A 22,708-nucleotide genomic window follows, 5' to 3' on the forward strand; every position below is an offset into this window, starting at 1 on the left:
CACTCTCGCGAAGCAGACGGGCCGCCCGTCTACCTCGCGGAGGGGCGGCGGTCAGGCCTCGCCGAAGCCGCCCTCGATCGCACCGGCCACGGCGTCGAGCGCCTCGGCGGCCTCCGGCCCCTGCGCGGTGACCTCGACCGCCTGCCCGCCCGTCGCGCCGAGGCCCATGAGCTCGAGGACGCTCGCGGCCTCGACCCCGCCGACCGTCACCTCGGCGTCGAATCCGGACGCCGTCCGCGCGAGCTCGGCCGCGGGGCGCGCGTGCAGGCCGAGCGCGTTACGGATCGTCACGGTCCGGCGCAGCACCTCGGCGGGCGCGCCCAGGCCCGCCCTGCCGCCGGCGTCGAGCGCGGCGGGCGCCGGCGGTCCCGGCGTCGTCGTCGGCGCGAAGGACCCGCCGGCGCGCTCCGCGACCCGCAGGACCTCCTCCGCGCCCGCGCCCCCGTTCGCGGACACCGCAGCGGCGACCGCGCCCTCGACGAACGGCGCGGTCGCGAGGTGGACGCGCGCGGCGTCGTCGGCGTCGAGGAACTCGGTCGCGGACTCGACCGTGAGGATCGCCGAACCGAGGTCGGCCAGGACGACGACGCCGTCCGCGGCCGCGAGCGCCCGCCCGAGCGCCTCCTGGACGCGATCGAAGTCGGTCCCGAGGCCGCCGTCGGGCAGCCCGCCCGCGACCTCGATCGTGACGGCCGGGGCCATCTGCGCGGCGAGCCGGGCGGCGCCGCGGGCGAGCTCGTCCGCGTGGGAGACGAGGACGAGCGCGGTGTGCGGGCGGCCTGTGTCGGGGTCCGTCATGGCAGCGGTTCCCCGCCGTCCGCGCCCTCGGACGCGGCCACCCCGGCCGCGAGCACCAGCGCCGTCGACGCGGCGCCCGGGTCCTCGTGCCCGACGCTGCGCTCGCCGAGGTAGCTCGCGCGGCCCTTCGTCGCGAGCAGCGGGATGGTCTCCTCGGCCCCCCGCTGCGCGGCAGCGGCGGCCGCGGCGAACACGGCACGCGCGTCGCCGCCCTCGTCGGCGGCCTGGACCGCCGCCTGCACGGCTGGGCTGAGCGCGTCGACCATGGTCTTCTCGCCGACCGTCGCCTTCCCGCGCGCCTGGACCCCCTCGAGCGCGCCCTCCAGGACCGCGACGACCCCGCGGCCGTCGAGCTCCGGCAGGTCCGCGACCTTCGCGGCCCGCAGGAACGCCGTCCCGTACAGGGGGCCGGCGGCGCCGCCGACGGTCGACATCAGCGTCGTCGCGACGAGCTTGAGGACGTCCGAGACGTGCGCCGGGGGCTCCGGCAGCGCGTCGAGCTTGGCGACGACCGCCGTGAAGCCGCGGTTCATGTTCTCGCCGTGGTCGCCGTCGCCGATCTGCCGGTCCAGCTCGGTCAGCTCGTCCTTGTGCTCCGCGATGCTGCGCGCGCATCCCCGGACCCAGCGTTCCGCCCATGCCACGTCAGCCGCCATGCCGCCCTCCTCGTTCTCGTCGTCCGTGCTCCTCGGCCGGTGCCCGCCGGCGTCACCAGCGCAGCGCCGCCGTGTGCACGGGAGCGTCCCACAGGGTCGTCAGCTCGTCGTCGAGCCGCAGGACGGTCACCGACGCGCCCTGCATCTCGAGCGAGGTCACGTAGTTGCCGACCAGCGAGCGCGTCACGACGACGCCCCGTGCCTCGAGCAGCTTGCGCGCCTGACGATAGACGACGTACAGCTCCGACGACGGCGTCCCGCCCATCCCGTTGACGAACAGCAGCACGTTCTCGCCGCCCGCCAGGGCCAGGTCGTCCGCGACCGGGTCGAGCAGGCGCTGCGTGATCGCGTCCGCCGGCTCCAGGCCGATCCGGTGCCGTCCGGGCTCGCCGTGGATTCCGATGCCGATCTCGACCTCGTCGTCCGGCAGGTCGAAGCTGGGCCGGCCCGACGCCGGGACCGTGCACGCCGTCAGCGCCACGCCCATCGACCGCACGTTCGCGACCACACGCCCCGCGACGGCCGCGACCCCCGCGAGGTCGTCGCCGCGGTCCGCCGCCGCGCCCGCGATCTTCTCGACGCACACCGTCCCGGCGACGCCGCGGCGTCCCGCCGTGTAGAGGGAGTCCTCGACGGCCACGTCGTCGTTCACGACGACCGACGCGACCTCCACGTCCTCGGCCTCCGCCAGCTCGACCGCAGTCTCGAAGTTCAGGACGTCGCCCGTGTAGTTCTTCACGATCGCGAGGACGCCCGCGCCACCGTTCGACGCGACGAACGCCGGGGCGATCTGGTCCGGCGTCGGCGACGTGAACACCGGGCCCGGCACGGCGGCGTCGAGCATGCCCTGCCCGACGAAGCCGGCGTGCAGCGGCTCGTGCCCCGAACCACCGCCGGAGACCAGCCCGACCTTGCCCTGGACGGCGCCGCCGACCCTCGTCACGTAGATCGGGTCGTAGTGCGCCTCGACGATGTCGGAGTGCGCCGCGGCGAAGCCCTCCACGGACTCGACGACGGCGTTCGCGGGATCGTTCAGCAGCTTCTTCACTGTGCTCGTCCTCCGTGGCTGTGCTGAGCCCCGGAGGTGCCCGGGGCGACGTCGCCGACGGTGCGCCGCCCCCAGGTGCCCGCCGCCTGGATCAATCAAACACCGGCGTGCGCGTTCGCGCCCGGCGCCCGAGAGAACGTGCACGGACCCCCGCCGGAGGTGACCGACGAGAAGCGGCGGCGGGAAGGGGCGCACGGTCGTGGAGGGTCTGGCGGGAGCCGAGCGAGGAACGAGCGAGGCGGATGGAAGACCGTGCGCCCCTTCCCGCCGCCGCGGACCCTCCTCAGCCGCGGCCGAGGAGGGTCCGGGCGTCCGCCGCCATGATGACCGAGCCCGTGACCAGGACGCCCGTGCCGGTGCCGACGCCTGTCTCGTCGCCGGCCTCGGCGAGGTCGACGGCGATCTGCAGGGCCTCGGAGAGCTGGTCGGCGACGTGGACGCGGTCCTCGCCGAACACGTCGCTCGCGATCTCGGCGAGGTCCTCGGGCGCCGTCGAGCGCGGCGACGACGACTGGGTGACGACGACCTCCGCCAGGACAGGCTCGAGGACCGCGAGCAGGCCCTCGGCGTCCTTGTCGCCGAGGATCCCGACGACGCCCACCAGGCGCGTGAACGCGAACGCCTCGTCGAGCGCGGCGACGAGCGCCTCCGCGCCGGCCGGGTTGTGCGCGGCGTCCACGACGACGGTCGGCGACGAGCGCACGACCTCGAGCCGGCCGGGCGACGTCGCGTCCCCGAACGCGGCCTCGACGACCGCGCCGTCCAGCGCGCGCCCACCGGTGAGCAGCGCCTCGCCGGCCGCCAGCGCGAGCAGCGCGTTGTGCGCCTGGTGCTCGCCGAACAGCGGGAGGTACACGTCCTGGTAGACCGCGCCGGCGGTGCGCAGCGTGAGCATCTGACCGCCGACGGCGACCGTCCGCTCGAGGACGGCGAGCTCGTCGCCCTCGCGCAGGAGCCGGGCGTGGCGAGCGGCCGCAGCGTCCGCCAGCACCTCGGCCGCCTCCTCGGACTGCTCCGCCGTGACGACGGTCGCGCCGTCCTTGATGATCCCGGCCTTGACGCTCGCGATCTCGCCCACCGTGTTGCCGAGCCAGCGCTGGTGGTCCAGCGCGATCGGCGTCACCACCGCGACCTCGGCGTTGATCACGTTCGTCGAGTCCCACTCGCCGCCCATCCCGACCTCGACGACGGCCACGTCCACGGGCGCGTCCGCGAACGCCGCGAACGCGACGACGGTCAGCACCTCGAAGAACGACAGCTGCGACTGGCCCGAGCCCTCCAGCTCGCCGTCGACGATCTGGATGTACGGGAACACGTCGTTCCAGGTGTCGACGAAGCGCTGCGCCGAGATCGGTTCGCCGTCGATCTGGATGCGCTCGGTGACGCTCGACAGGTGCGGGCTCGTGAAGAGACCGGTCCGCAGTCCGTGCTCGCGCACGAGCCGTTCGGCCATCCGGGCGGTGCTCGTCTTGCCGTTGGTGCCCGTCAGGTGGATCGAGCGGAACGCGTGCTGCGGGTCACCGAGGATCTCGAACACCCGGGCGACGCGCGCCAGCGTCGGGTCGAAGTCGTGCTCCGGCGCCCGCGCGACGATGTGCGCCCAGATCCGGTCGAGGTCGGCCCGGGCGGCGGCGTCCGCGGGCGTCTCGGCCGCGCCGCCCTTGCGCGGGCTCATGACCGCACCGCCCGGCTCACGACGACGACCGGCGCGCGGTCCTGCGCCACGTCCGCGAGCGGGGCCAGGTCGAGGCTCGTGGCGAGCGTCTCGGCGGCCAGGAACTCCCGGTGCGCCTCGACGTCGGCCACGTGCTCGGCGGGCACCTCGACGCGTAGGTCGATCCGGTCGGCCACGTCGAGGTCGGCGGCCTTGCGCGCGTCCTGGACGGCGCGCACGAGGTCGCGCACGTAGCCCTCGGAGCGCAGGGCGTCGTCGAGCGCGAGGTCGAGGACGACGAACCCGCCGCCCGGCAGCACGGCGGCGCCGACGTTCTCCTCCGCGCCCTCGGAGGTCCCGCCGCCGACGACCGTGCTCAGCTCGTACTCGGCGGGCTCGAGCGGCACGTCGCCGTCGGGCGTGCGGACCGCGACCCGGTCGCCGTCGGACACGAACCAGTCCCCCGCCTTCGCGGCCTTGATGACGGCCTGCACCCCGCGCCCGAGGCGCGGCCCGGCGGCCCGCGCGTTGACCGCGAGGCGTTGGCTGATCCCGAAGCGGGCCGCGGGGGCGCCCGACCCGGTGTCCGATGTCCCCCCGAGCTCGACCGCCTTCACGTTGAGCTCGGAGGCGATCAGCTCCGCGTACGGTGCGAGCGCCCCCGGCTCGGCGACGAGCACCGTCAGCAGCGCGAGCGGCTGCCGCACCCGCACCTGGTGCGCCTTGCGCACGCCGTGCGCGGCGGACACGACGGCCCGGACCTCGTCCATCGACGCGACGAGCGCCTCGGCCGCGGCGTCGCCGACGCCCGCGAGCGCCGGCTCGTCGACGGTGGGCCAGTCGGCCAGGTGCACCGAGCGCCCTCCCGTCAGCCCGCGCCAGACCTCCTCCGTGACGAGCGGCGCCAGCGGCGCCATGACCCGCGTGAGGAGCTCGAGGACCGTGTAGAGCGTGTCGAACGCGGCGCGGTCCTCGGCCCAGAACCGGTCCCGCTGCGTGCGCACGTACCAGTTGGTGAGCACGTCGAGGTGCTCGCGCACGGCCTCGCACGCCCCCGCGACGTCGTACGCGTCGAGCAGCTCGGTGGTGCGCCCGACGAGCGAGCGCGTGCGCGCGAGGACGTACCGGTCGAGCGCGCCGAGGCTCGCAGGCGAGCTACCGCCGTCGGCGCCGATCGTTCGCGCGAGGTAGCCCTCGCCACCGTTCACCGCGCCCGCGTACAGCGTGAAGAAGTAGTACGTGCTCCACAGCGGCAGCAGGACCTGGCGGACGGAGTCGCGGATGCTGTCCTCCGCGACCACGAGGTTGCCGCCGCGCAGCACCGGGCTGCTCATGAGCGACCAGCGGACGGCGTCCGAGCCGTAGGCGTCGAACATCTCGCGGGGGTCGGGGAAGTTGCGCAGCGACTTGCTGGCCTTGCGGCCGTCGTCACCCAGGATGATGCCGTGCGAGACGGCCGTGCGGAACGCGGGGCGGTCGAACAGCGCCGTGGACAGCACGTGCAGCAGGTAGAACCAGCCGCGCGTCTGGCCGACGTACTCGACGATGAAGTCGCCCGGGAAGTGGTGCTCGAACCACTCGGTGTTCTCGAACGGGTAGTGCACCTGGGCGAACGGCATCGAGCCCGAGTCGAACCACACGTCGAACACGTCGGGGATGCGGCGCATCGTCGAGCGGCCCGTCGGGTCGTCCGGGTTGGGGCGCACCAGGTCGTCGATGAACGGGCGGTGCAGGTCGGGCTCGCCCGCCTCGTTGGTGGGCAGGCGCCCGAAGTCGCGCTCGAGCTCCGCGAGCGACCCGTACACGTCGGTGCGCGGGTACGCCGGGTCGTCGCTCTGCCACACGGGGATGGGCGAGCCCCAGTAGCGGTTGCGGCTGATCGACCAGTCGCGTGCGCCCTCGAGCCACTTGCCGAACTGCCCGTCCTTGATGTGCTCGGGCGTCCAGGAGATCTCCTGGTTGAGCTCGACCATGCGGTCGCGGAACTCGGTGACGCGCACGAACCAGCTCGACACCGCCTTGTAGATCAGGGGGTTCCGGCAGCGCCAGCAGTGCGGGTAGGAGTGCTGGTAGGTCTCGTGCCGGACGAGCACGGGGCGCTCGTCCGCCGCCCGGCGCTCGACGGGCCCGGCGACCCTCTTGAGGTCCGCGATGATCATCGGGTTGGCGTCGAAGACCTGCTCGCCCGCGTAGTCGCCCACCTGGTTCGTGAACCGGCCGCGCTGGTCGACGGGCACGACGGGCTTGATGCCCGCCGCGTCGCACGCCGCCATGTCGTCCTCGCCGAACGCGGGCGCCATGTGCACGACGCCGGTGCCGTCCTCGGTGGTGACGAAGTCGCCGAGGAGCACCTGGTGGGCGTTCTCGTGGCCCGCGAAGTAGTCGAAGGGCGGGTGGTACGTCGCGCCCGCCAGGTCCGCGCCGCGGACCGTCGCGAGGACGGTCGGCTCCTCGCCGAGCTCGCGGGCGTACGCCCCGAGGCGCGGCTGCGCGAGCAGCACGCGCTCCCCCGGGTGCTCGGTGGCGAACGGCGAGCCGTCCTGCGCCTGCACGACGACGTAGTCGACGTCCGGCCCGACGGCGACCGCCAGGTTCGAGGGCAGCGTCCAGGGGGTGGTGGTCCACACGAGCACGAGGGCGCCGTCGACGACTGAACGCACCTCGGGCGTCAGCGCCGCTGCCGCCGACCCGTCCCGGGCGCCCGCGAACCGGAACCCGACCGTGACAGCGGGGTCCTGGCGCGACGCGTACACGTCGTCGTCCATCCGCAGCTCGTGGTTGGACAGCGGGGTCTCGTCGCGCCAGCAGTACGGCAGAACCCGGTAGCCCTCGTACGCGAGACCCTTGTCGTAGAGCTGCTTGAACGCCCACAGCACCGACTCCATGAAGGTGACGTCGAGCGTCTTGTAGTCGTGCTCGAAGTCCACCCAGCGGGCCTGCCGCTCGACGTAGTCCTCCCACTCCTTCGTGTACTTCAGCACCGACGCGCGGCACGCCTCGTTGAACGCCGCGATGCCCATCTCGTCGATCTGCGACTTGTCCGTGATGCCGAGGATCCGCTCCGCCTCGAGCTCCGCGGGCAGGCCGTGCGTGTCCCAGCCGAAGCGCCGCTCGACCCGGCGGCCCTTCATCGTCTGGTAGCGCGGCACCACGTCCTTGACGTACCCGGTGAGGAGGTGGCCGTAGTGCGGCAGGCCGTTCGCGAAGGGCGGGCCGTCGTAGAAGACGAACTCGTTGCTGCCGTCCTCGCCCGCCGGCCGCTGGTCGATCGACGCCTGGAACGTGCCGTCGGCCTTCCAGAAGGCGAGGCTCGCCTGCTCGACGGCGGGCAGGTTCGGCGAGGCGGGGACGCGCGCGTCGTCGCCGGAGCGGTGCTGGGGATACTGGGCCATCGGTTCGGCTCCCGGAGCGGTGGAGAGGGTGGTCGCGTGCGGCGGTGCTGCGAGGACGACCTGCCGACCGGTTGCCCGGCGGCGGACCGCGGTACCACCCCGCTTGTCGCCGGCGTTCCGACGACCGCTCCTTCAGGGCTGTGACGGGCCCTCCCGTCCGGTTCTACTGAGCCCCGTCGCGGCGGCCGTTCTTCCGGAGGCTCGCCGGTGATGGCCGGGTCGACGCCTTGTGCCGCCCATCCTAGCGAGCCGCGACGGGTCGTCGCGTCAGGTGAGCGCGTCGGCGAGCGCCCGCGCCTGCCCGTGGAGCTGGGCCCAGAGCTCCTCGCGACGCTCGGCGATCCGCGCCGACAGCATGTCCTCGTCCCGGATGAAGGTGTCGAGCTTGGCGACCATCGCGTCGGCGGTCGCATCCAGCTGCGCGCCAGACATCGGGTTCCGGCGCGGCACGGCGCACAGGAACGTGTCGTCTCCGAAGTAGTCGCGCGGCATCCCCCGGCGCGCCTGCATCCCGACGAACGCGGCGGGCTGGTCGAACGCGAGGAACGGCAGCCAGCCGTGCAGGCGCTTGCCGAACGCGAACCGGCACGACGTGTAGCGCGCCCCGTAGGACGGGTGCGCGGCGAGCGCCTCGTTGAACGTCCGGTGGAAGTCCTTGGCGGGCAGCTGCGCGTCGAGCGCGGCCTTGAACGGCGCGGCGTCGATGTCGATCGGCGGGACGAGGTCGAGCAGCCAGGGGTTGAAGTCGCCCGACGCGTTGACCATCGACCTGACCTCGAGGCCCTGGGCGTTCGCGTGGTCGACGAACCGGCGCAGCGGGTGGTCGGCAGCGTTCTCCGCCGTGAACAGGAACGCGTCGAGGTTGAGCACGACGACGTCGCGGACGGTCTTCGGCACGTCGAGCAGGCGGTCGGTGAACAGCGACGCGCACGGCGCCCACACCGGGTCGGTGACGGGCCCGATCGCGCGGAGAAGCTCCGCCTCCTTGGTCGCCCGCACCACGATCTGCCGGGAGCGCGAGGTCACCCGACGGACCGCCGGCAGCTCCTCCTCGGACGGCTGCTGGAGGATCCCGGTCGACCAGAGGAAGAACTTCTTGCTCTCGAACGCGTCCCACTGCTTGGCGAGCTTGGCGTGCAGGTGGCGCGAGGAGTTGGTCTGCACGAAGAGCCCGCCCGGGCCGATGATCACGTTGTCCGTGCGCCTGTCGCCGCGGCGCAGGTACGACGTGTCGCTCACGTGCCGGAAGTCGAGGTCGACGAGCCCGTCGAACAGGGACCGCGTGACCTCGTACAGGAGCGCGTCGCCGGCGTTGCCGCGCGGCCCGCACGTGATCCAGAGCGCGCGCTTCACGACGCCTGCCCCTCGGCCGCGTCGGACGGCGCGGGGTCGAGCAGCGCGTCGAGCTGCTCGTCGAGCATCGCCCGGTAGCGCTCGGCGAAGTGTGCGAGCGAGAAGTGGTCCTCGAAGACCCGGCGGTTGCGCTCGCCCCAGGCGACCGCGTCGCGGCTCTCGATGACCCGGCACGCGTCGTCGATCGTGGCGTCGTCGACGAACAGGACGTTGCCGTCCAGGTCCACCTCGAGGTTGCCGCCGACCGGCGAGAGGACGAGCGCCTTGCCCGCGCGCATCGCCTCGAGGGTCGCGAGGTCGAAGATCGAGCTGCGGTGGAGCATCACGTAGTAGTCGGCGTAGTCGAGGAGTGCCAGCAGCTTGTCGTGGGTCATCCGCTCGCCGAACAGCCGGGCGACGAACCGCCGGCTCTTCTGCGCGTCGCGGAACGCGAGGAACTCGGCGCGGTCGGCGGCCGCGCCGACGGCGACCCAGACGACCTGCCGGCCCGTGAGCTCCGCGTAGCGGTCGAGGAGCGCGGGGACGCGGTCCAGGCCCTTGTCGCTGTTGAAGTCGCCGACGCTGACGAAGACGTCGGTGCGGTCGTCCTTCTCGGGCAGCTTGAGCTCGTGCGCGAGCGTACGGAGCAGGGCGGCACGGTCGCCGTCGTCCTCGCCGTGGTCCACGGCCGAGACCGTGTTGTACAGCGCGGTGTCGGCGAGCTCGACATGGCCGGCCTCGTCGATCCGCGACGTCGAACGGTAGGCCTCGCGGGCGCCGAGGCTCGGGAAGTAGACCCGCTCGGCGTTCTCCAGGACGAGCCGCTCCAGCCGGTCCGCGACGTGCGCCTCGTGCGCTCCCGGCTGCCGGCCGAGCGACCGGATCTCCTGGAGGGTGCTGCCCTGCTGGTGGTAGACGAGCACGTACGGCACGCCGAGCAGGTGGGCCCCGTACGCGGTCCCGAGCTCGTGGCAGACGAGCAGGAGCTTGCGCCCCTCCGCCCGCGCCCGCAGGACCTCGGGAGACGTCCGGACGTACTCGGCCCCGAGGACGATGTCCGCGACCTTGGCGCTCAGCCCCGCGAGCTGCACGGCCAGCCGGTCCCGAAGCGCGCCCTTGCCGCCCTCGTCGAACAGGTACGCGAGCCGCTGTCCGCGGTACTCGTCGCCGAGCGCCAGCCGCTGCGTCGCGAGGACGCCGCCGGGCCCGCCCGTCTTGCCGGTGGCCGGGTCGTACTGCCGGTAGGCGCAGCTGACCACCGTGACCTCGCCGGCGTGCGGGACGGCGTCCCGGGCCGAGCGGCGCACCGCGAGCTCGTCGGTCATGCCGTCCGCTGCGCCGTCCGACTGCTGCGAGCCGGCGGCCAGGAGGCCGCGCAGGAACGCGCCCTCGCCGTCGGCGTCGTGCCGGTGGCCCATGTCGCCCAGGCCGTCGAAGTAGTGGCCGAGCTCCTCGCTGCCGTCGATCGTGGAGAAGCCGTACACGTCGACGCCGTCGAGCCCGCCCCGCGCCTGGTGGAGCATCCACAGGAGCTGGGCCCCGCTCGTCGGGAGGAGAAGGCCCGACGCGTCGCGCAACGACTGCTTGGCCGCCGTCGGGACGTGCGTGACCTTCTCGGGCGAGAACTGGGTGTCGCGCTGCAGGATGTCGCCGTGCTCCGGGACCTCGAGGAGGTTCCGGAAGAAGTCCATCTCCCACAGGACCAGCTGCAGCTCCTCGATCTCGGGGCGGTCCCGCACGTCCTTGTGGGCGCCTCGGACCCACACGTCCGTCCGAGCCCCGTAGTCCGCCTCGTAGCCGCTCGGGTGGTTGTTGAACCGGACGACCAGGTCGTGCGCGTCGATCTCCGGGCCCCGCCCGGCGCCGAGGCACCCGGGCCCGTTGCCGACGACGGCGATCGTGCGCCCGGCGACGAGACGCCCGAACACGTCGTCCGCGACGTTGCCGGCGAGCACGTCGGCGGCGTCGGCGGCCCGCGCGACGTCCGCGTCGGGCACGCCCAGGTCGCGCGCGCACCGCGCGACCGGGAGGCAGGACGCGAGGAGGTCGACGTCCTCGGGACGCTTGAGCAGCAGCGTGCGCACCAGGCGCTCGGCGCCGTCGCGGTCCCCGGCCTCGAGCAGCGCACCGCAGAACACCAGCCACAGCTTGGTCGGGAGCACGGTCCACGCGACCGAGTTGAGGCTCATCGAGCGCGCGCGCGCCACGAGCGCGGGCGTCGCGCCCTGGTCGCGCCACTCGGCGCGTGTGAGGGCCAGGTCGTCGACGTAGGCGCCCTTGCCGCCGCCGCGGCCGCGGTCGGCGGCCACGCGGGCGGCGTGCCCGAACAGTCGTTTGTCCAGGGCGCGGATCCGCCACGCGGCGGCGCGCACGAGCGGGACCTTCTTGAGCTTCTGGTTCATCTCACCGATTCGGCCGACAGCGGGGTGGGTCCGCGGATCGTAGGCGGACCCGCCCGACCGGACGGCGAACGACAGGTGAACACGACACGGCCCGCCGGTGGCGGGCCGACGCAGGGCCCCGTCAGGCGTGCCGGTCGACGCGCTGCGCCGACGCCTGGGCGCGGGGACGGATGACCAGCTCGTCGACGTCGACGTGCGGCGGGAGCGACAGCGTCCAGCGCACGGCCTCGGCGACGTCGTCGGCGGTGAGCGGCCCGGGGACGCCCGCGTACACGGCGTCGGCCCTGGCCTGGTCGCCGCCGTAGCGGACGAGCGAGAACTCCTCGGTCCGGACCATCCCGGGCGCGATGTCGATCACGCGCACGGGCTCGCCCACGAGCTCGAACCGCAGGGTGCGCGCGACGACCCGCTCGGCCGTCTTGGCCGCCACGTAGCCGCCGCCGCCCTCGTACGGCTCGTGGGCGGCAGTCGACGTGATCACGACGACCGTCCCCTCCGCGTCGCGCAGCGCGGGCAGGAGCTCCTGGACCATCCGGACCGTGCCGAGCACGTTGAGCTCGTACATCTGCCGCCACTGCTCGAGGTCGGCCTGCGCGACCGGGTCGACGCCCAGCGCCCCACCGGCCACGTTCACCAGGGCGTCCACCGGCCCGCCGGCGACGACCTGCTCGACCAGGCGCGCCACGTCGTCGTCACTGGTCACGTCCGCGACCACGTAGGTGGCGCCCGTGCGGTCGGCCACCTCCCGCAGGCGGTCCTCGCGGCGCGCGACGGCGACGACGTCCCAGCCGTCCGCACGCAGCGCCGCGACGCTCGCCGCCCCGATGCCCGACGACGCCCCCGTCACCACCGCGCGCCGCGCCCGCCCGTGCGGGCCGCTGCCCGCCGTCGTCGTCCGATTCTCAGTCATGCTCGGAACGCTACCCGGCTCCCGCCAGGGCGCGAGCGCGACTAGGCTGATCGTGGGATCGCGAGCCGTGCCTGGCTCGTCGCGGCGGCCCGGACTTGGACCGCGTGTCCCCGGCCTGCGCCGTCGTCGTGGGCCCGGCGCCCGCCACGGGCCTGCCGTTCACGCACCGCACCGTCCCCGCCGCCGGAAGGCTCCGTCCTTGTCGACCGTCCCCTCACCGCCCCGTCGTGCTCGCGCGCGCGCCCTCGTCGGCGCCGTCGTCGCGGGCGCCGTCGTCGCCCTCGCGGTCGCCGCCTGCTCCTCCGGGAGCGACGCGTCCACCAGCCCCACGGCCGCCGGCCCGGCCCCCGCCGACACCGGCCCGCGGACCTCCTACCCCGTCACGCTCGACAACTGCGGCACGAAGGTCACGTTCCGGGCCGCGCCGGACCGCGTCGTCACGATCAAGTCGTCGACGACCGAGATGATGCTCGCCCTGGGGCTCGGCGACCACGTCGTCGGGTCGGCGTTCCTGGACGGCCCGCTCCCCGACTCGCTCACGGTGGCCGCCGCCGGGAACAAGGCCATCACGTCGCCCATGGCCTCGCAGGTCCCCGGCTCCGAGGCGGTCCTGGCGCTCCAGCCCGACCTCGTCTACGCGGGCTGGGAGTCCAACGTCTCCGCCCAGGGTGCCGGCGCGCGGCCCACCCTCGCCAAGCTCGGCGTGAACACGTACGTGTCGCCGTCGGCGTGCCAGGAGAAGGCCTACCAGCCGGACCCGCTCACGTTCGACGACGTGTTCGCCGAGATCACCGAGGTCGGCAGCGTCTTCGACGTGCAGAGCCGGGCCGCCGCGCTCGTCGCCGACCAGAAGAAGGAGCTCGCGGCCGTCCCGAAGGACGGCGGCGGGCACACCGCGCTGTGGTGGTCGTCGGGCAACGGCACCCCGTACGTCGGCGCAGGCATCGGCGCGCCCGAGATGATCATGAACGCCGTCGGCCTGAAGAACGTCGCGGCCGGCGTCCACATGACCTGGACGCCGCTGTCGTGGGAGAAGATCATTGCCGCCGACCCGGACGTCCTGGTGCTCGTCGACGCGTCGTGGAACACCGCCCAGGCGAAGATCGACTACCTCGAGTCCAACGCCGCGACCAAGAACCTCCAGGCCGTCAAGCACCACCGCTACGTCGTGCTGCCGTTCGCCAGCACCGAGGCCGGGGTGCGCAACGTCGACGCCGCGACGCAGCTCGCCGCCGACCTGAAGAAGCTCGACTGGTCGTGACGGCCCCCGTGACCACTCCCGTCGCCACCGGCCGCCCGACGGCGCAGCACACCCCTGCGCCGGACGGTGCGCGCGCGCCCCGCGCCGCCGTCTGGCTCGTGGGCGCCGCCGTGCTGCTCGTGGTGTCCGTGTCGGTCGCCGTCACGCTCGGCCCGGCGCACCTGCCGGTGTCCGACGTGTGGCGCTCCGTGGCGCAGCACCTGCGGCTCGACGGGCCGCTCGGGCTCGAACGGCTCGCACCGCTGCCGGACGGCCTCGTCTGGGAGCTGCGCCTGCCGCGCGTCCTGACGGCGGCGGGCGTGGGCGCGGGGCTGGCGGTCTGCGGCGTCGTCATGCAGTCGCTCACGCGGAACCCGCTCGCTGACCCGTACCTGCTGGGGCTGTCGTCGGGGGCGTCCCTCGGCGCGGTGTGCGTGCTCGGCCTGGGCGTCGCGCCCGTGCTGCCCGTCGCCGCGTTCGCGGGCGCCCTCCTTGCCCTGCTCGCGACGCTCGGCCTCGCGGGCGCGGCGGGCGGGCTGACGCCGTCACGCACGGTGCTCGCGGGGCTCGCGGTGAGCCAGCTCGCGTCGGCCGGGGTGAGCTTTGTGATCTTCTGGACGTCGACCGGCGACTCCTACCAGGACATCCTCTCGTGGCTGCTCGGCTCGGTCGCGGGCGCGACGTGGACGTCCGTCGCGGTGACCTGCGGGGCGACGCTCGTGCTCGGCAGCGTGCTCGCCGCCAGCGGCTCGCTGCTCGACGCGTTCACGTTCGGCGACACCGCCGCCGCCGCGCTCGGAGTCCCGGTCGAGCGGGCGCGGCGGATCCTGCTCGTGCTCGTCGCGATCCTCACCGGCGCGCTCGTGTCGCAGTCCGGGTCGATCGGGTTCGTCGGGCTCGTGCTGCCGCACGCCGTCCGGCTCGTCGTCGGGACGCGCAACCGTCTGCTGCTGCCGCTGTCCGGGCTGCTCGGGGCGAGCTTCCTCGTCTGGGCGGACACCGCCGCCCGGACGGTGTTCGCGCCGCGCGAGATCCCCGTGGGCGTCATGACGGCGGCCGTCGGCGCGCCCGTGTTCGCGTTCCTGCTGTGGCGAGGGAGGGGTCGGGGATGAGCCTCCGGTCCGACGACGGCGCACGCTCCCCGGGCGGGCTGCAGGCCGAGCGGCTGCGCTGGAGCGCGGGCGACCGCCTGCTCGTCGATGGGGTCGACGTGACCGCGCCGCCCGGGACGGTCACGGGCCTCCTCGGCCCCAACGGGTCCGGCAAGACGACGCTCCTGCGGCTGCTGGCCGGGGTCCGGCGGCCGGAGGACGGGACCGTCCTGCTGGACGACACCGACCTGCACGCGGCCTCGCCGCGGGCGCGGGCGCGGTCCGTGGCGCTCGTCGAGCAGGACGCCGCGACGGACCTCCCCATCACCGTGCTCGACGCCGTGCTGCTCGGCCGCATCCCGCACCGCTCGTTCCTCGCGGGCCCACGCGCCGAGGACCGGGCGGTCGCCCTCGACGCGCTCGACGCCGCCGGCGCGGCCACGCTGCGCGACCGGGAGGTCACGACCCTCTCCGGCGGCGAGCGGCAGCGCGTCCACCTCGCGCGGGCCCTCGCGCAGCAGCCGCGGCTGCTCCTCCTCGACGAGCCCACCAACCACCTCGACGTGCGCGCCCAGCTCGAGACCATGACCGTGCTGCGCAAGCTCGCCGCCGACGGGGTGAGCGTGGTCACCGCCCTGCACGAGCTGACGATGGCCGCGCACGCGTGCGACCACGTGGTGCTCCTCGCGGGCGGGCGCGTCGTCGCTGCCGGGACCGTCGAGGACGTGCTCGTCCCCGAGGTGCTCGAGCCCGTCTACGGGGTGCGCGTCGACGTGCTGCGCCACCCCCGCACCGGGCGCCCCGTCCTCGCCTACACCGAGTCCTGAGCCGCCCCTTTCCTTCCCCCGGAGGCACCGTGAGCCCCACCACCCCGCCCGACGCCGTCGGGCAGCCCGACGCTGCCCGGCCGCTCCGCGTGACCCTGCTGGCGGGGGGCGTCGGCGGCGCGCGGTTCACGCGCGGGCTGCGCGACCTGCTGCGGCGACGCGGCGTGCCCGCCGAGCTCACCGTCGTGGTCAACACGGGCGACGACATGTGGCTCGACGGCCTGCGCGTCTGCCCGGACCTCGACACGGTGATGTACACGCTGGCGGGCGTGGTCCACCCGGAGCAGGGCTGGGGCCGCGAGGGCGAGACGACGCGCGTGTCCGCGGAGCTGCACGCGTACGGGCTCGGCTGGCCGTGGTTCACGCTCGGCGACCTCGACATCGCGACCCACGTGGCGCGCACCGAGCTGCTGCGTCGCGGGCTCGGGCTGTCGGAGGTCACCGCCCGCCTCGCGGGGCGCTGGGACCTCGGCGCGCGGCTGCTGCCGATGAGCGACCAGAGCGTCGAGACGCACGTGGAACTGGACAGCGGGCCCGGCAAGACCGACCTGGTGCACTTCGAGGAGTGGTGGGTGCGGCTGCGCGCGGGCGTCCCCGCGCGGCGGTTCGTCCAGGTCGGTGTGGAGGACTCGCGACCCGCCCCGGGCGTGCTGGACGCCCTGGCGACGGCCGACGTCGTCCTGCTCCCGCCGTCGAACCCCGTGGTGTCGATCGGCACGGTGCTCGGCGTGCCCGGGATCCGCGAGGCGTTGCGCACCACGGGGGCGCCCGTCGTCGGGGTCGCGCCGATCGTCGGGGGCGCGCCGGTGCGCGGCGTGGCGGACGCGTGCCTGACGACCATCGGGGTGGAGACGTCCGCCCTCGCCGTCGGCGAGCACTACGGAGCGCGGGCGGCCGGCGGGCTGCTCGACGGGTGGCTCGTGGACACCGGTGACGCCGACGCAGTGCCCGCCCTGGCGGCCGCGGGCATCGAGGCCCGGGCGCTGCCGCTGCTCATGGGCGACGACCTCGGACCCAACGGTCTCTCGGCGACGGACGCCATCGTCGTCGCCGCGCTCGAGCTCGCGGGTCTCGGCGACCGGGTCGCCTCACTGGCGTCCTGACGACGCCGCACGCCCGGCATCGTCCCGCGAGAAGCCGGAATCCGTTCCTCGTGCCGCTCCCACGCACGGATCTCGGCTTCTCGACGCGCGAGGGTCGGCGTCGACGCACCGCCTGCCACTCAGACGACGCGCGCGGCGAGGAACGCACCGGTGCGCGGCCCGACGCCCAGCACCGTCGCGTCGTCGAGGTCCTCGGCGGTGTCGACATCGCGTCGCAGGCTCGGGCGCGCGTCGAGCGCCACGTGCCCGGCGTCGGTGTGGGCGGACGCCGAACCGGGACCGAAGTGCGGACGCAGCGCGGCGGGCGTGCGCCCCGTGAGCAGCGTCGTGCCGGTGCCGTCCGCGTCGGGAACGAACGCGCGCTCATGACGGGCGGCGTCCGCGAGCGCCGCGTCGAGGTCCTCGGGCCGCAGCGCCGGGAGGTCGCCGAGGAGCACCGCGCACGGGCTGTCCGGTGCGGCGCCGATCCCTTCCCGCACTGCGGCACCCAGGCCCAGCCCGGGGTCGTCGACGTGGACGACGCGCGGGCCGTCGTCGGCCCCCGGGAGCAGGCGGCGCTCCCCCGTCACCACGACGACGCACGCCACCGACCGCGCCGCGAGCACGGCGTCGAGCGTGTCGAGCGCGAGCGCGTCGGCGAGCGCGCGACGTGCCGCGGGGTCGAGGCGCTCCGCCAGCCGGGACTTGGCGTCCGGGCCGCCCTTGACGGGCACGACGACGGTCCAACCGGACGCGGGCGAGGTCATGCCCCCCATTCTCCCGTCGCCCGCGCGTGGTGGGCGCCGAGGCAGCGGGGCGCCCCCACGTCGAGACGCGGCGATCTGCTGCTCGACGACGTGAGATCAGCAGATCGCCGCGTCCCGCGACCGGCGGTCCGCGGCTACGGTGGGATGCATGCCTTCCGCGCTGCACCTCACCGGGGACTCCGACGCCGACGCGCTCCTGACCAAGGACCCGTTCGCCCTGCTCGTCGGCATGCTCCTCGACCAGCAGGTCCCGATGGAGACGGCGTTCGCGGGGCCAGCGAAGATCGCGGACCGGATGGGCGGGCTCAGCGTCCGGGCGGTCGCGGACGCGCCGCCCGACGAGCTGTCGGCGATCTTCGCCCGGCCGCCGGCGGTGCACCGGTTCCCCGGGTCGATGGCGCAGCGCGTCCAGGCCCTCGCCCGGATCCTCGTCGACCGCTACGACGGCGAGGCGTCGCGCCTGTGGACAGCGCTCGACGAGTCGGGCAGCACCCCGGACGCGAAAACCCTCCTGGCCCGCATCGAGGCGCTCCCGGGCTTCGGCCCGCAGAAGGCGCGGATCTTCCTGGCGCTCCTCGGCAAGCAGTACGGGGTCGAGCCCGACGGCTGGCGCGAGGTCGCCGGCCCGTACGGCGAGCCGGGCGCGCGGCGCTCGGTCGCGGACGTCGTCGACGAGACTTCGCTCCAGGAGGTCCGCGCGACCAAGAAGGCGGTCAAGGCGGAGGCCGCCGCGACGAGGAAGGCCCGCTGATGCCCCTGCCCATGTCGATCCCGGAGAAGGGCGGCCGCCGGTTCAACCCGCGCATCATGCCGGTCGCGGAGCGGGTGCCGCCGCTCGGGGTGATCGAGCACGTCGGACGGCGCAGCGGCCGCACGTACCGCACGCCCGTGATGGCGATGGCCCGACGACGCCTCGACGGCGGCGTCGACGCCGTCTTCGCCCTGCCGTACGGGTCGCGCGTGGACTGGGTGCGCATCGGCGAGACGGCGGGCACGCTGACTCTCGTGCGCAAGGGAGTGCACTACCGGCTCGACGACCTCCGGCTCGTCCACGGCCCAGAGGCGCTGGCGCTGCTCCCCTGGTTCCCGCGAACGTTCCTCGGCCCGCTCGGCACCGAGGACGTCCTCCTGGCGCGGCCGCACCGCGCGTCGTGAGCGACGATCAGAGCGCGCTGGACTCCACCTGCGACTCGCCGTCGCTGTAGCCCTGCTCGTAGCCGCCGGTGAAGCCGTCGGACCGGCCCGACTCGACGCCCTCGTCGTAGCCGGCGTCGTAGCCCTCGTCGTACGCCTCGGCGCTGCCGGTGCGGAACATGTCGTCCTCGGCGGGGCGGACGATCGCGCGCGCGCCCGGCCCGTCCTCCGCGGTGACCCACGCGTCCGCCCCGCGCACGACGGCGACCGGCACGCCCGCGCTCTTGCCGCGCACCAGCTCCGTGGCCGCGGCGAGCTCGTCGGCGACGGCCACGACCGTCGCCGTGAGAGGCCGGCCCTCGCGGTCGACCGACCCGCGCAGGTCGTCGAGCACGACGATGCCGGCCGCGCCGATCGCGATGTCCGTGACGCCCTGGCGCCAGGCGCGGCCCGCGGTGTCGGCGACGACGACGCCCACGCTGCGGCCCGTGGCCTCGGCGATCCCGGCGCGGATGCGGCGGGCCGAGGCGTCGGGGTCCTCGGGCAGGAGGAGCACGGTGCCGGGCGGCACGTTGCTCGCGTCCACGCCCGCGGCCGCCAGCACCAGGCCCTGCCTGTTCTCCACGATGCGGGTGACGCCGCCCGCGTGCTCGCGCGTGGCCACGACGCGGACGGTCTCGTCCGTGATGGCCTGCTCGCGGTCGTCCGCGCGCACCAGGCGGCCCTCGGCCTTGGAGACGATCTTGCTCGCGACGACGACGACGTCGCCGTCCTCGAGCGGGACGCCCGGCTCTCCCCCGCCGTCCGCCGCGGTGAGCGCCTCGACCACGAGGCTCGCGACGTCGTCGCCGGCCTCGACCTCGCCGATGCCCTCCACCGGCCGCACCCACAGACCGCTCGTCGCCATGCGCCTCATCTCTCCGTGCGTCGTGCGTGGCCGGCCGTCGCCGGACCCTGCGTCCATTGTGCCGACGTTGTCCAGCGCTGGGCGGGTTCGTGACCGCCGGGCCGGGAGACCGGTCAGCCCGTCGGCGAGGTGCCGAGCCCGGGCACGACACCGTCCCGCGGCCGCAGCGCGGCCGGTGCGGGCCACGGCAGGACGTGCCGTTCGACCGGCGCGTCGATCGCACCGAAGTCGTCGGTCTGCACGACCACGCGCTCAGGGGTCACCTCGACGAGCCGCACCCGCACCGGCTCGCCGTGGTCGCGGTCGAGCAGCCAGACGCCGCTCAACCATCCCAGCCCCGTGTCCTCGAGCGCCTCCTCGGCGTCCGGCCACTCGACCGCGGCCGTGAGGTCGCGCCCCAGGAGGGACACGGCGACCCAGCGGTCGCCGTCGGGCCGGAGCCATCCGACGACCTCACGGTCGCCGGCGCGCCGGTGGGGCACCCAGTCGGACGGCAGCATGCGGCGACGGTACCGACCGCCCGCCCGAGGCGCCCACCGGAATCAGCGGGTGAGCTTCGGAAGGACGTCGCGGCCGAAGACCTCGATCCATTCGCGCTGGTTGCGACCCACGTTGTGCAGGTACACGCGGTCGAAGCCGAGGTCGACGTACTTCTGGATCGCCTCGCGGTGCACGTCGGGGTCGGACGAGATGACCATCCGGCCCTCGAAGTCCTCGGGGCGCACGAGCTTGGCCATCTGCTCGAACTCGAACGGCGAACGGATGTCGGCCTTGGGGAACTTCATGCCGCCGTTCGGCCACTCGTGCATCGCGTTGGCGAGCGCCTCCTCGTCGGTCGGCGCCCACGACAGGTGGATCTGCAGCGCGCGAGGCATGTGCTCGGGGTCGCGCCCGGACTCGCGCACGCCCTCGTCGAACTTCCCGAACAGCATGGAGATCTTCTCGAGCGGCGCGCCGACCGTGATGAGGCCGTCGGCGACCCGGCCGGCGCGCTTGGCCGTCACCGGGCCGCCCGTCGCCACGAGGATCTCGGGCGCCTCCTCGGGCATCGTCCAGAGCCGGGTCGACTCGAGCTTGTAGAACTGGCCCGAGTGCTTCGCGTCCTTGCCGGCCAGCGACGCCGAGAACAGCTTCTTGATGATGTCGATGGCCTCGAACATCCGGTTGATCCGCTCGGGCGCCTCGGGCCAGTACTGGGCGGTGATGTGCTCGTTGAGCGCCTCGCCCGAGCCGAGGCCCAGCCAGTGGCGTCCGGGGTACATCGCGGCGAGCGTCGCCGACGCCTGCGCCACCATCGCCGGGTGCCAGCGGAACGTCGGCGCCGTCACGCCGGGGCCCATGTCGCCCGTCGTCCGCTCGCCGAGCGCCGTCAGGACGTTCCACACGAAGGGCGACTGTCCCTGCGCGGGGACCCACGGCTGGAAGTGGTCCGCCGCCATGACGCCCGAGAAGCCGTGCTGCTCCGCGTAGGCGGACAGCTCGACGGCCTCGGTGGGGTGGAACTGCTCGAGCTCTGCCACGTATCCGATCGTCAGACCCATGGTCAGGAGCCTACGTCCGCGCGTGCCTCGTTCACGCGCGCACGCAGGCGCAGCACGAACTCGTCCAGCAGCGGCAGCAGCTCGGCGGGCCGCTCGACGACGAACGGCCGGTCGAGCGCCGCCAGCACCCCGGGGAGCCAGTCAAGCCGGTCGGTGCCGAGCTCGACCCGCAGCCACCCGTCGCCCGTCCCCGGTCCGTCGAGGCTGACCCGAGCGACCGAGGCGGGCAGGAACCGACGGACGTCCTGCTCGGCGGCGCGGATCCGGACCCGGACGTCGTAGCGGTAGCCCGTCGCCTGGAGCTCCTCGAGGCGCGCGGCGGCGTCGTAGCCCGGCGGCGGGCGGAAGCGCCCGGGCAGCGCGCGCGCACGCTCCATCCGGTCCAGGCGGAACGTCCGCTCGGCCCCGCGGTCGAGAGCGAGCCCGAGGAGGTACCACCGTCCCGACCGCCGGACCAGGCCGTACGGGTGCACGACGCGCGGGGCGGGCGCCGTGCCCGTGGCCTCGCCGCGGCGGCGGTGGACGATCTCGAGCGGGTGGTGCTCGCTGACCGCGTCCGCCGCGGCCAGCAGGACGGACGCCGCGACGGGCTCGTCGGCGTCGTCGGGGACGACCGCCGCCGAGAGCAGTGACGCGAGCCGCTCGGCCGACCGGGCGGGGAGCACACGCCGGATCTTGGCCGCCGCCGTCGCCGCCGGCACGTCCGACTCGTCCCGGCCCCTCGCCGCGGCGAGCGCCACGACGACCGCGACCGCCTCGTCGTCGGTCAGCATGAGCGGCGGGAGCCGGTATCCCTGTGCGAGCCGGTACCCGCCGTAGCGGCCGCGGAGGGACTCCACCGGGATGCCCGCGTCGAGCAGCCGGACGACGTCGCGCCGCACCGTGCGCTCGTCGACGCCGAGGCGCCGCGCGAGCTCGGAACGCCCCCGCAGGCCGCCCGACTCCAGGAGCTCGAGCAGCGCCAGCATCCGCGCGCCCGTCCCCGCCCCCGTGACGCTCATGATCTCCTCGATCTCCCCGCTCAAGTGGACCGGATCTGCCCCCTATCTTTCCTAACGTGAGGGCGGAGCGCGCGGGTCGCCGCGCGCCCGACCACCAGGAGGCCCACCGTGAACCTGTCCGCCACCCGCATCGTCACCGACGACGTCGACCGCCTCGTCACGTTCTACGAGGCGGTGACGGGAACCACGCCCACGCGCCTGCACGAGCTGTTCGCGGAGCTCCGCACGCCCACCGGGACCCTCGCGATCGCGAGCTCGCGCACCGTGCCCGCGATGGGGTCGGGCGTCGCCGAGGCCGGCGCGAACCGCTCGGTCGTGCTCGACTTCCTCGTCGACGACGTCGACGCCGCCTACGCACGCCTGCGCCCCGTCCTCACCGACCTCGTGCGCGAGCCCGCGGACATGCCGTGGGGCAACCGGTCGCTCCTGCTCCGCGACCCGGACGGCAACCTCGTCAACCTCTTCACCCCGCTCGACGCCGCCGCCCGGGACAAGCCCACGACCGCGCCGTAGCGTCGACGGTCACGTCGCGCCATCCTGGGTCGATGGCCACGATCTCCCCGTACCTCACCGTCGACGACGGACCGGCAGCCCTCGAGTTCTACGCCCAGGCGTTCGGGGCGGAGGTCGTCGAGCGCTACGACGACGGCGACCAGGTCGCGCACGCCACGCTCCGGGTCGGCGACGCCGTGTTCTTCGTGTCGTCGGAGTTCCCCGGCCTGGGCGCGGTCGCGCCCGCGACCGTCGGGGCGTCGACCGTCGCCGTCGTGCTCACCGTGCCCGATGCCGACGCCGTGTACGCCGCCGCGGTCCTCGCGGGGGCACGTGCCGACCGCCCGGTCGCCACGGACGGCGGCGGCACCCGGTCCGGCTGGCTCGTGGACCCGTCCGGGCACCGCTGGAACGTGCGCGGCGCGCCGTGAGGC

The 22,708-nt window shown here is 74.5% G+C and carries 20 protein-coding genes and 1 pseudogene; 8 read left to right on the plus strand and 13 right to left on the minus strand.

The window, feature by feature from the left end; translation table 11 throughout:
• Positions 1 to 51 precede the first annotated feature (51 nt).
• The 8 genes from dhaM to ACLQ14_RS16825 all read right to left on the minus strand — a co-directional run bounded on the left by dhaM (position 52) and on the right by ACLQ14_RS16825 (position 12,192).
• Complete coding sequence (gene dhaM, locus ACLQ14_RS16790) at positions 52 to 798, minus strand: dihydroxyacetone kinase phosphoryl donor subunit DhaM (RefSeq protein WP_425815105.1); 747 nt, start codon at positions 796 to 798, stop codon at positions 52 to 54.
• Entirely contained in the window at positions 795 to 1,454 is a 660-nt protein-coding gene (dhaL, locus tag ACLQ14_RS16795) for a dihydroxyacetone kinase subunit DhaL (RefSeq protein ID WP_425815107.1), read from the minus strand. The genes dhaM and dhaL overlap by 4 nt, the downstream gene beginning before the upstream one ends.
• Before the next feature lie 52 nt (positions 1,455 to 1,506).
• Complete coding sequence (dhaK, locus tag ACLQ14_RS16800) at positions 1,507 to 2,502, minus strand: dihydroxyacetone kinase subunit DhaK (protein ID WP_425815109.1); 996 nt, start codon at positions 2,500 to 2,502, stop codon at positions 1,507 to 1,509.
• Between the two features lie 283 nt (positions 2,503 to 2,785).
• The gene (locus ACLQ14_RS16805) at positions 2,786 to 4,177 is read right to left on the minus strand and encodes a bifunctional folylpolyglutamate synthase/dihydrofolate synthase (protein WP_425815111.1); all 1,392 of its coding nucleotides are present in this window, start codon (positions 4,175 to 4,177) and stop codon (positions 2,786 to 2,788) included.
• The gene (ileS, locus tag ACLQ14_RS16810; RefSeq protein WP_425815113.1) at positions 4,174 to 7,548 is read right to left on the minus strand and encodes an isoleucine--tRNA ligase; all 3,375 of its coding nucleotides are present in this window, start codon (positions 7,546 to 7,548) and stop codon (positions 4,174 to 4,176) included. Before ileS ends, ACLQ14_RS16805 begins: the two co-directional genes overlap by 4 nt.
• Positions 7,549 to 7,815: 267 nt before the next feature.
• A complete protein-coding gene (locus ACLQ14_RS16815) occupies positions 7,816 to 8,901 on the minus strand; it encodes a polysaccharide pyruvyl transferase family protein (protein WP_425815115.1) in 1,086 nt (361 codons plus the stop codon).
• Positions 8,898 to 11,282 (minus strand): glycosyltransferase family 29 protein, encoded by a 2,385-nt coding sequence (locus tag ACLQ14_RS16820; protein ID WP_425815116.1) that lies wholly within the window; start codon positions 11,280 to 11,282, stop codon positions 8,898 to 8,900. The genes ACLQ14_RS16815 and ACLQ14_RS16820 overlap by 4 nt, the downstream gene beginning before the upstream one ends.
• 121 nt (positions 11,283 to 11,403) lie before the next feature.
• Positions 11,404 to 12,192, minus strand: a complete 789-nt coding sequence (locus tag ACLQ14_RS16825) for an SDR family oxidoreductase (RefSeq protein WP_425815118.1) — start codon at positions 12,190 to 12,192, stop codon at positions 11,404 to 11,406.
• Positions 12,193 to 12,391: 199 nt separating this feature from the next.
• Between ACLQ14_RS16825 and ACLQ14_RS16830 the strand changes: the two genes are divergently transcribed.
• From ACLQ14_RS16830 to cofD, 4 genes and pseudogenes are all read left to right on the plus strand, one after another.
• A complete protein-coding gene (locus ACLQ14_RS16830; protein WP_425815120.1) occupies positions 12,392 to 13,453 on the plus strand; it encodes a putative F420-0 ABC transporter substrate-binding protein in 1,062 nt (353 codons plus the stop codon).
• A gap of 8 nt (positions 13,454 to 13,461) precedes the next feature.
• The gene (locus ACLQ14_RS16835) at positions 13,462 to 14,544 is read left to right on the plus strand and encodes a putative F420-0 ABC transporter permease subunit (RefSeq protein WP_425815122.1); all 1,083 of its coding nucleotides are present in this window, start codon (positions 13,462 to 13,464) and stop codon (positions 14,542 to 14,544) included.
• A pseudogene (locus tag ACLQ14_RS16840) lies at positions 14,541 to 15,095 on the plus strand (ABC transporter ATP-binding protein); the annotation flags it as partial. The gene ACLQ14_RS16835 and the pseudogene ACLQ14_RS16840, both read left to right, overlap by 4 nt.
• Positions 15,096 to 15,379: 284 nt before the next feature.
• Positions 15,380 to 16,453, plus strand: a complete 1,074-nt coding sequence (gene cofD / locus ACLQ14_RS16845; RefSeq protein ID WP_425815124.1) for a 2-phospho-L-lactate transferase — start codon at positions 15,380 to 15,382, stop codon at positions 16,451 to 16,453.
• Between the two features lie 119 nt (positions 16,454 to 16,572).
• Here cofD and cofC read toward each other — a convergent pair whose 3' ends face one another.
• The gene (gene cofC, locus ACLQ14_RS16850; RefSeq protein WP_425815126.1) at positions 16,573 to 17,199 is read right to left on the minus strand and encodes a 2-phospho-L-lactate guanylyltransferase; all 627 of its coding nucleotides are present in this window, start codon (positions 17,197 to 17,199) and stop codon (positions 16,573 to 16,575) included.
• Between the two features lie 148 nt (positions 17,200 to 17,347).
• Here cofC and ACLQ14_RS16855 point away from each other — a divergent pair, with 148 nt between their 5' ends.
• Together ACLQ14_RS16855 and ACLQ14_RS16860 are read left to right on the plus strand one after the other, a co-directional pair.
• Positions 17,348 to 17,950, plus strand: coding sequence for an HhH-GPD-type base excision DNA repair protein (locus ACLQ14_RS16855; protein WP_425815128.1), 603 nt, complete (start codon positions 17,348 to 17,350; stop codon positions 17,948 to 17,950).
• Positions 17,950 to 18,354, plus strand: a complete 405-nt coding sequence (locus ACLQ14_RS16860) for a hypothetical protein (protein ID WP_425815130.1) — start codon at positions 17,950 to 17,952, stop codon at positions 18,352 to 18,354. The genes ACLQ14_RS16855 and ACLQ14_RS16860 overlap by 1 nt, the downstream gene beginning before the upstream one ends.
• 7 nt (positions 18,355 to 18,361) lie before the next feature.
• Here the strand turns inward: ACLQ14_RS16860 and cofE are convergent, their stop codons facing one another.
• The 4 genes from cofE to ACLQ14_RS16880 all read right to left on the minus strand — a co-directional run bounded on the left by cofE (position 18,362) and on the right by ACLQ14_RS16880 (position 21,782).
• On the minus strand, positions 18,362 to 19,240 hold the full coding sequence (gene cofE / locus ACLQ14_RS16865) for a coenzyme F420-0:L-glutamate ligase (RefSeq protein ID WP_425815132.1): 879 nt from the start codon (positions 19,238 to 19,240) through the stop codon (positions 18,362 to 18,364).
• A 113-nt stretch (positions 19,241 to 19,353) separates the two neighbouring features.
• A complete protein-coding gene (locus tag ACLQ14_RS16870) occupies positions 19,354 to 19,740 on the minus strand; it encodes a hypothetical protein (protein ID WP_425815134.1) in 387 nt (128 codons plus the stop codon).
• A 42-nt stretch (positions 19,741 to 19,782) separates the two neighbouring features.
• Positions 19,783 to 20,781 carry a TIGR03557 family F420-dependent LLM class oxidoreductase gene (locus ACLQ14_RS16875; RefSeq protein ID WP_425815136.1) on the minus strand — a complete coding sequence of 333 codons (999 nt, stop codon included), beginning with the start codon at positions 20,779 to 20,781 and terminating at the stop codon, positions 19,783 to 19,785.
• Between the two features lie 2 nt (positions 20,782 to 20,783).
• Complete coding sequence (locus tag ACLQ14_RS16880) at positions 20,784 to 21,782, minus strand: helix-turn-helix transcriptional regulator (protein ID WP_425815138.1); 999 nt, start codon at positions 21,780 to 21,782, stop codon at positions 20,784 to 20,786.
• A 108-nt stretch (positions 21,783 to 21,890) separates the two neighbouring features.
• Here ACLQ14_RS16880 and ACLQ14_RS16885 point away from each other — a divergent pair, with 108 nt between their 5' ends.
• On the plus strand, positions 21,891 to 22,295 hold the full coding sequence (locus ACLQ14_RS16885; RefSeq protein ID WP_425815140.1) for a VOC family protein: 405 nt from the start codon (positions 21,891 to 21,893) through the stop codon (positions 22,293 to 22,295).
• Between the two features lie 32 nt (positions 22,296 to 22,327).
• Complete coding sequence (locus ACLQ14_RS16890; RefSeq protein WP_425815142.1) at positions 22,328 to 22,705, plus strand: VOC family protein; 378 nt, start codon at positions 22,328 to 22,330, stop codon at positions 22,703 to 22,705.
• Positions 22,706 to 22,708: the final 3 nt, after the last annotated feature.

It is taken from the genome of Luteimicrobium sp. DT211 (assembly GCF_049844995.1).
In the GTDB taxonomy this organism is placed as follows: domain Bacteria; phylum Actinomycetota; class Actinomycetes; order Actinomycetales; family Cellulomonadaceae; genus Luteimicrobium.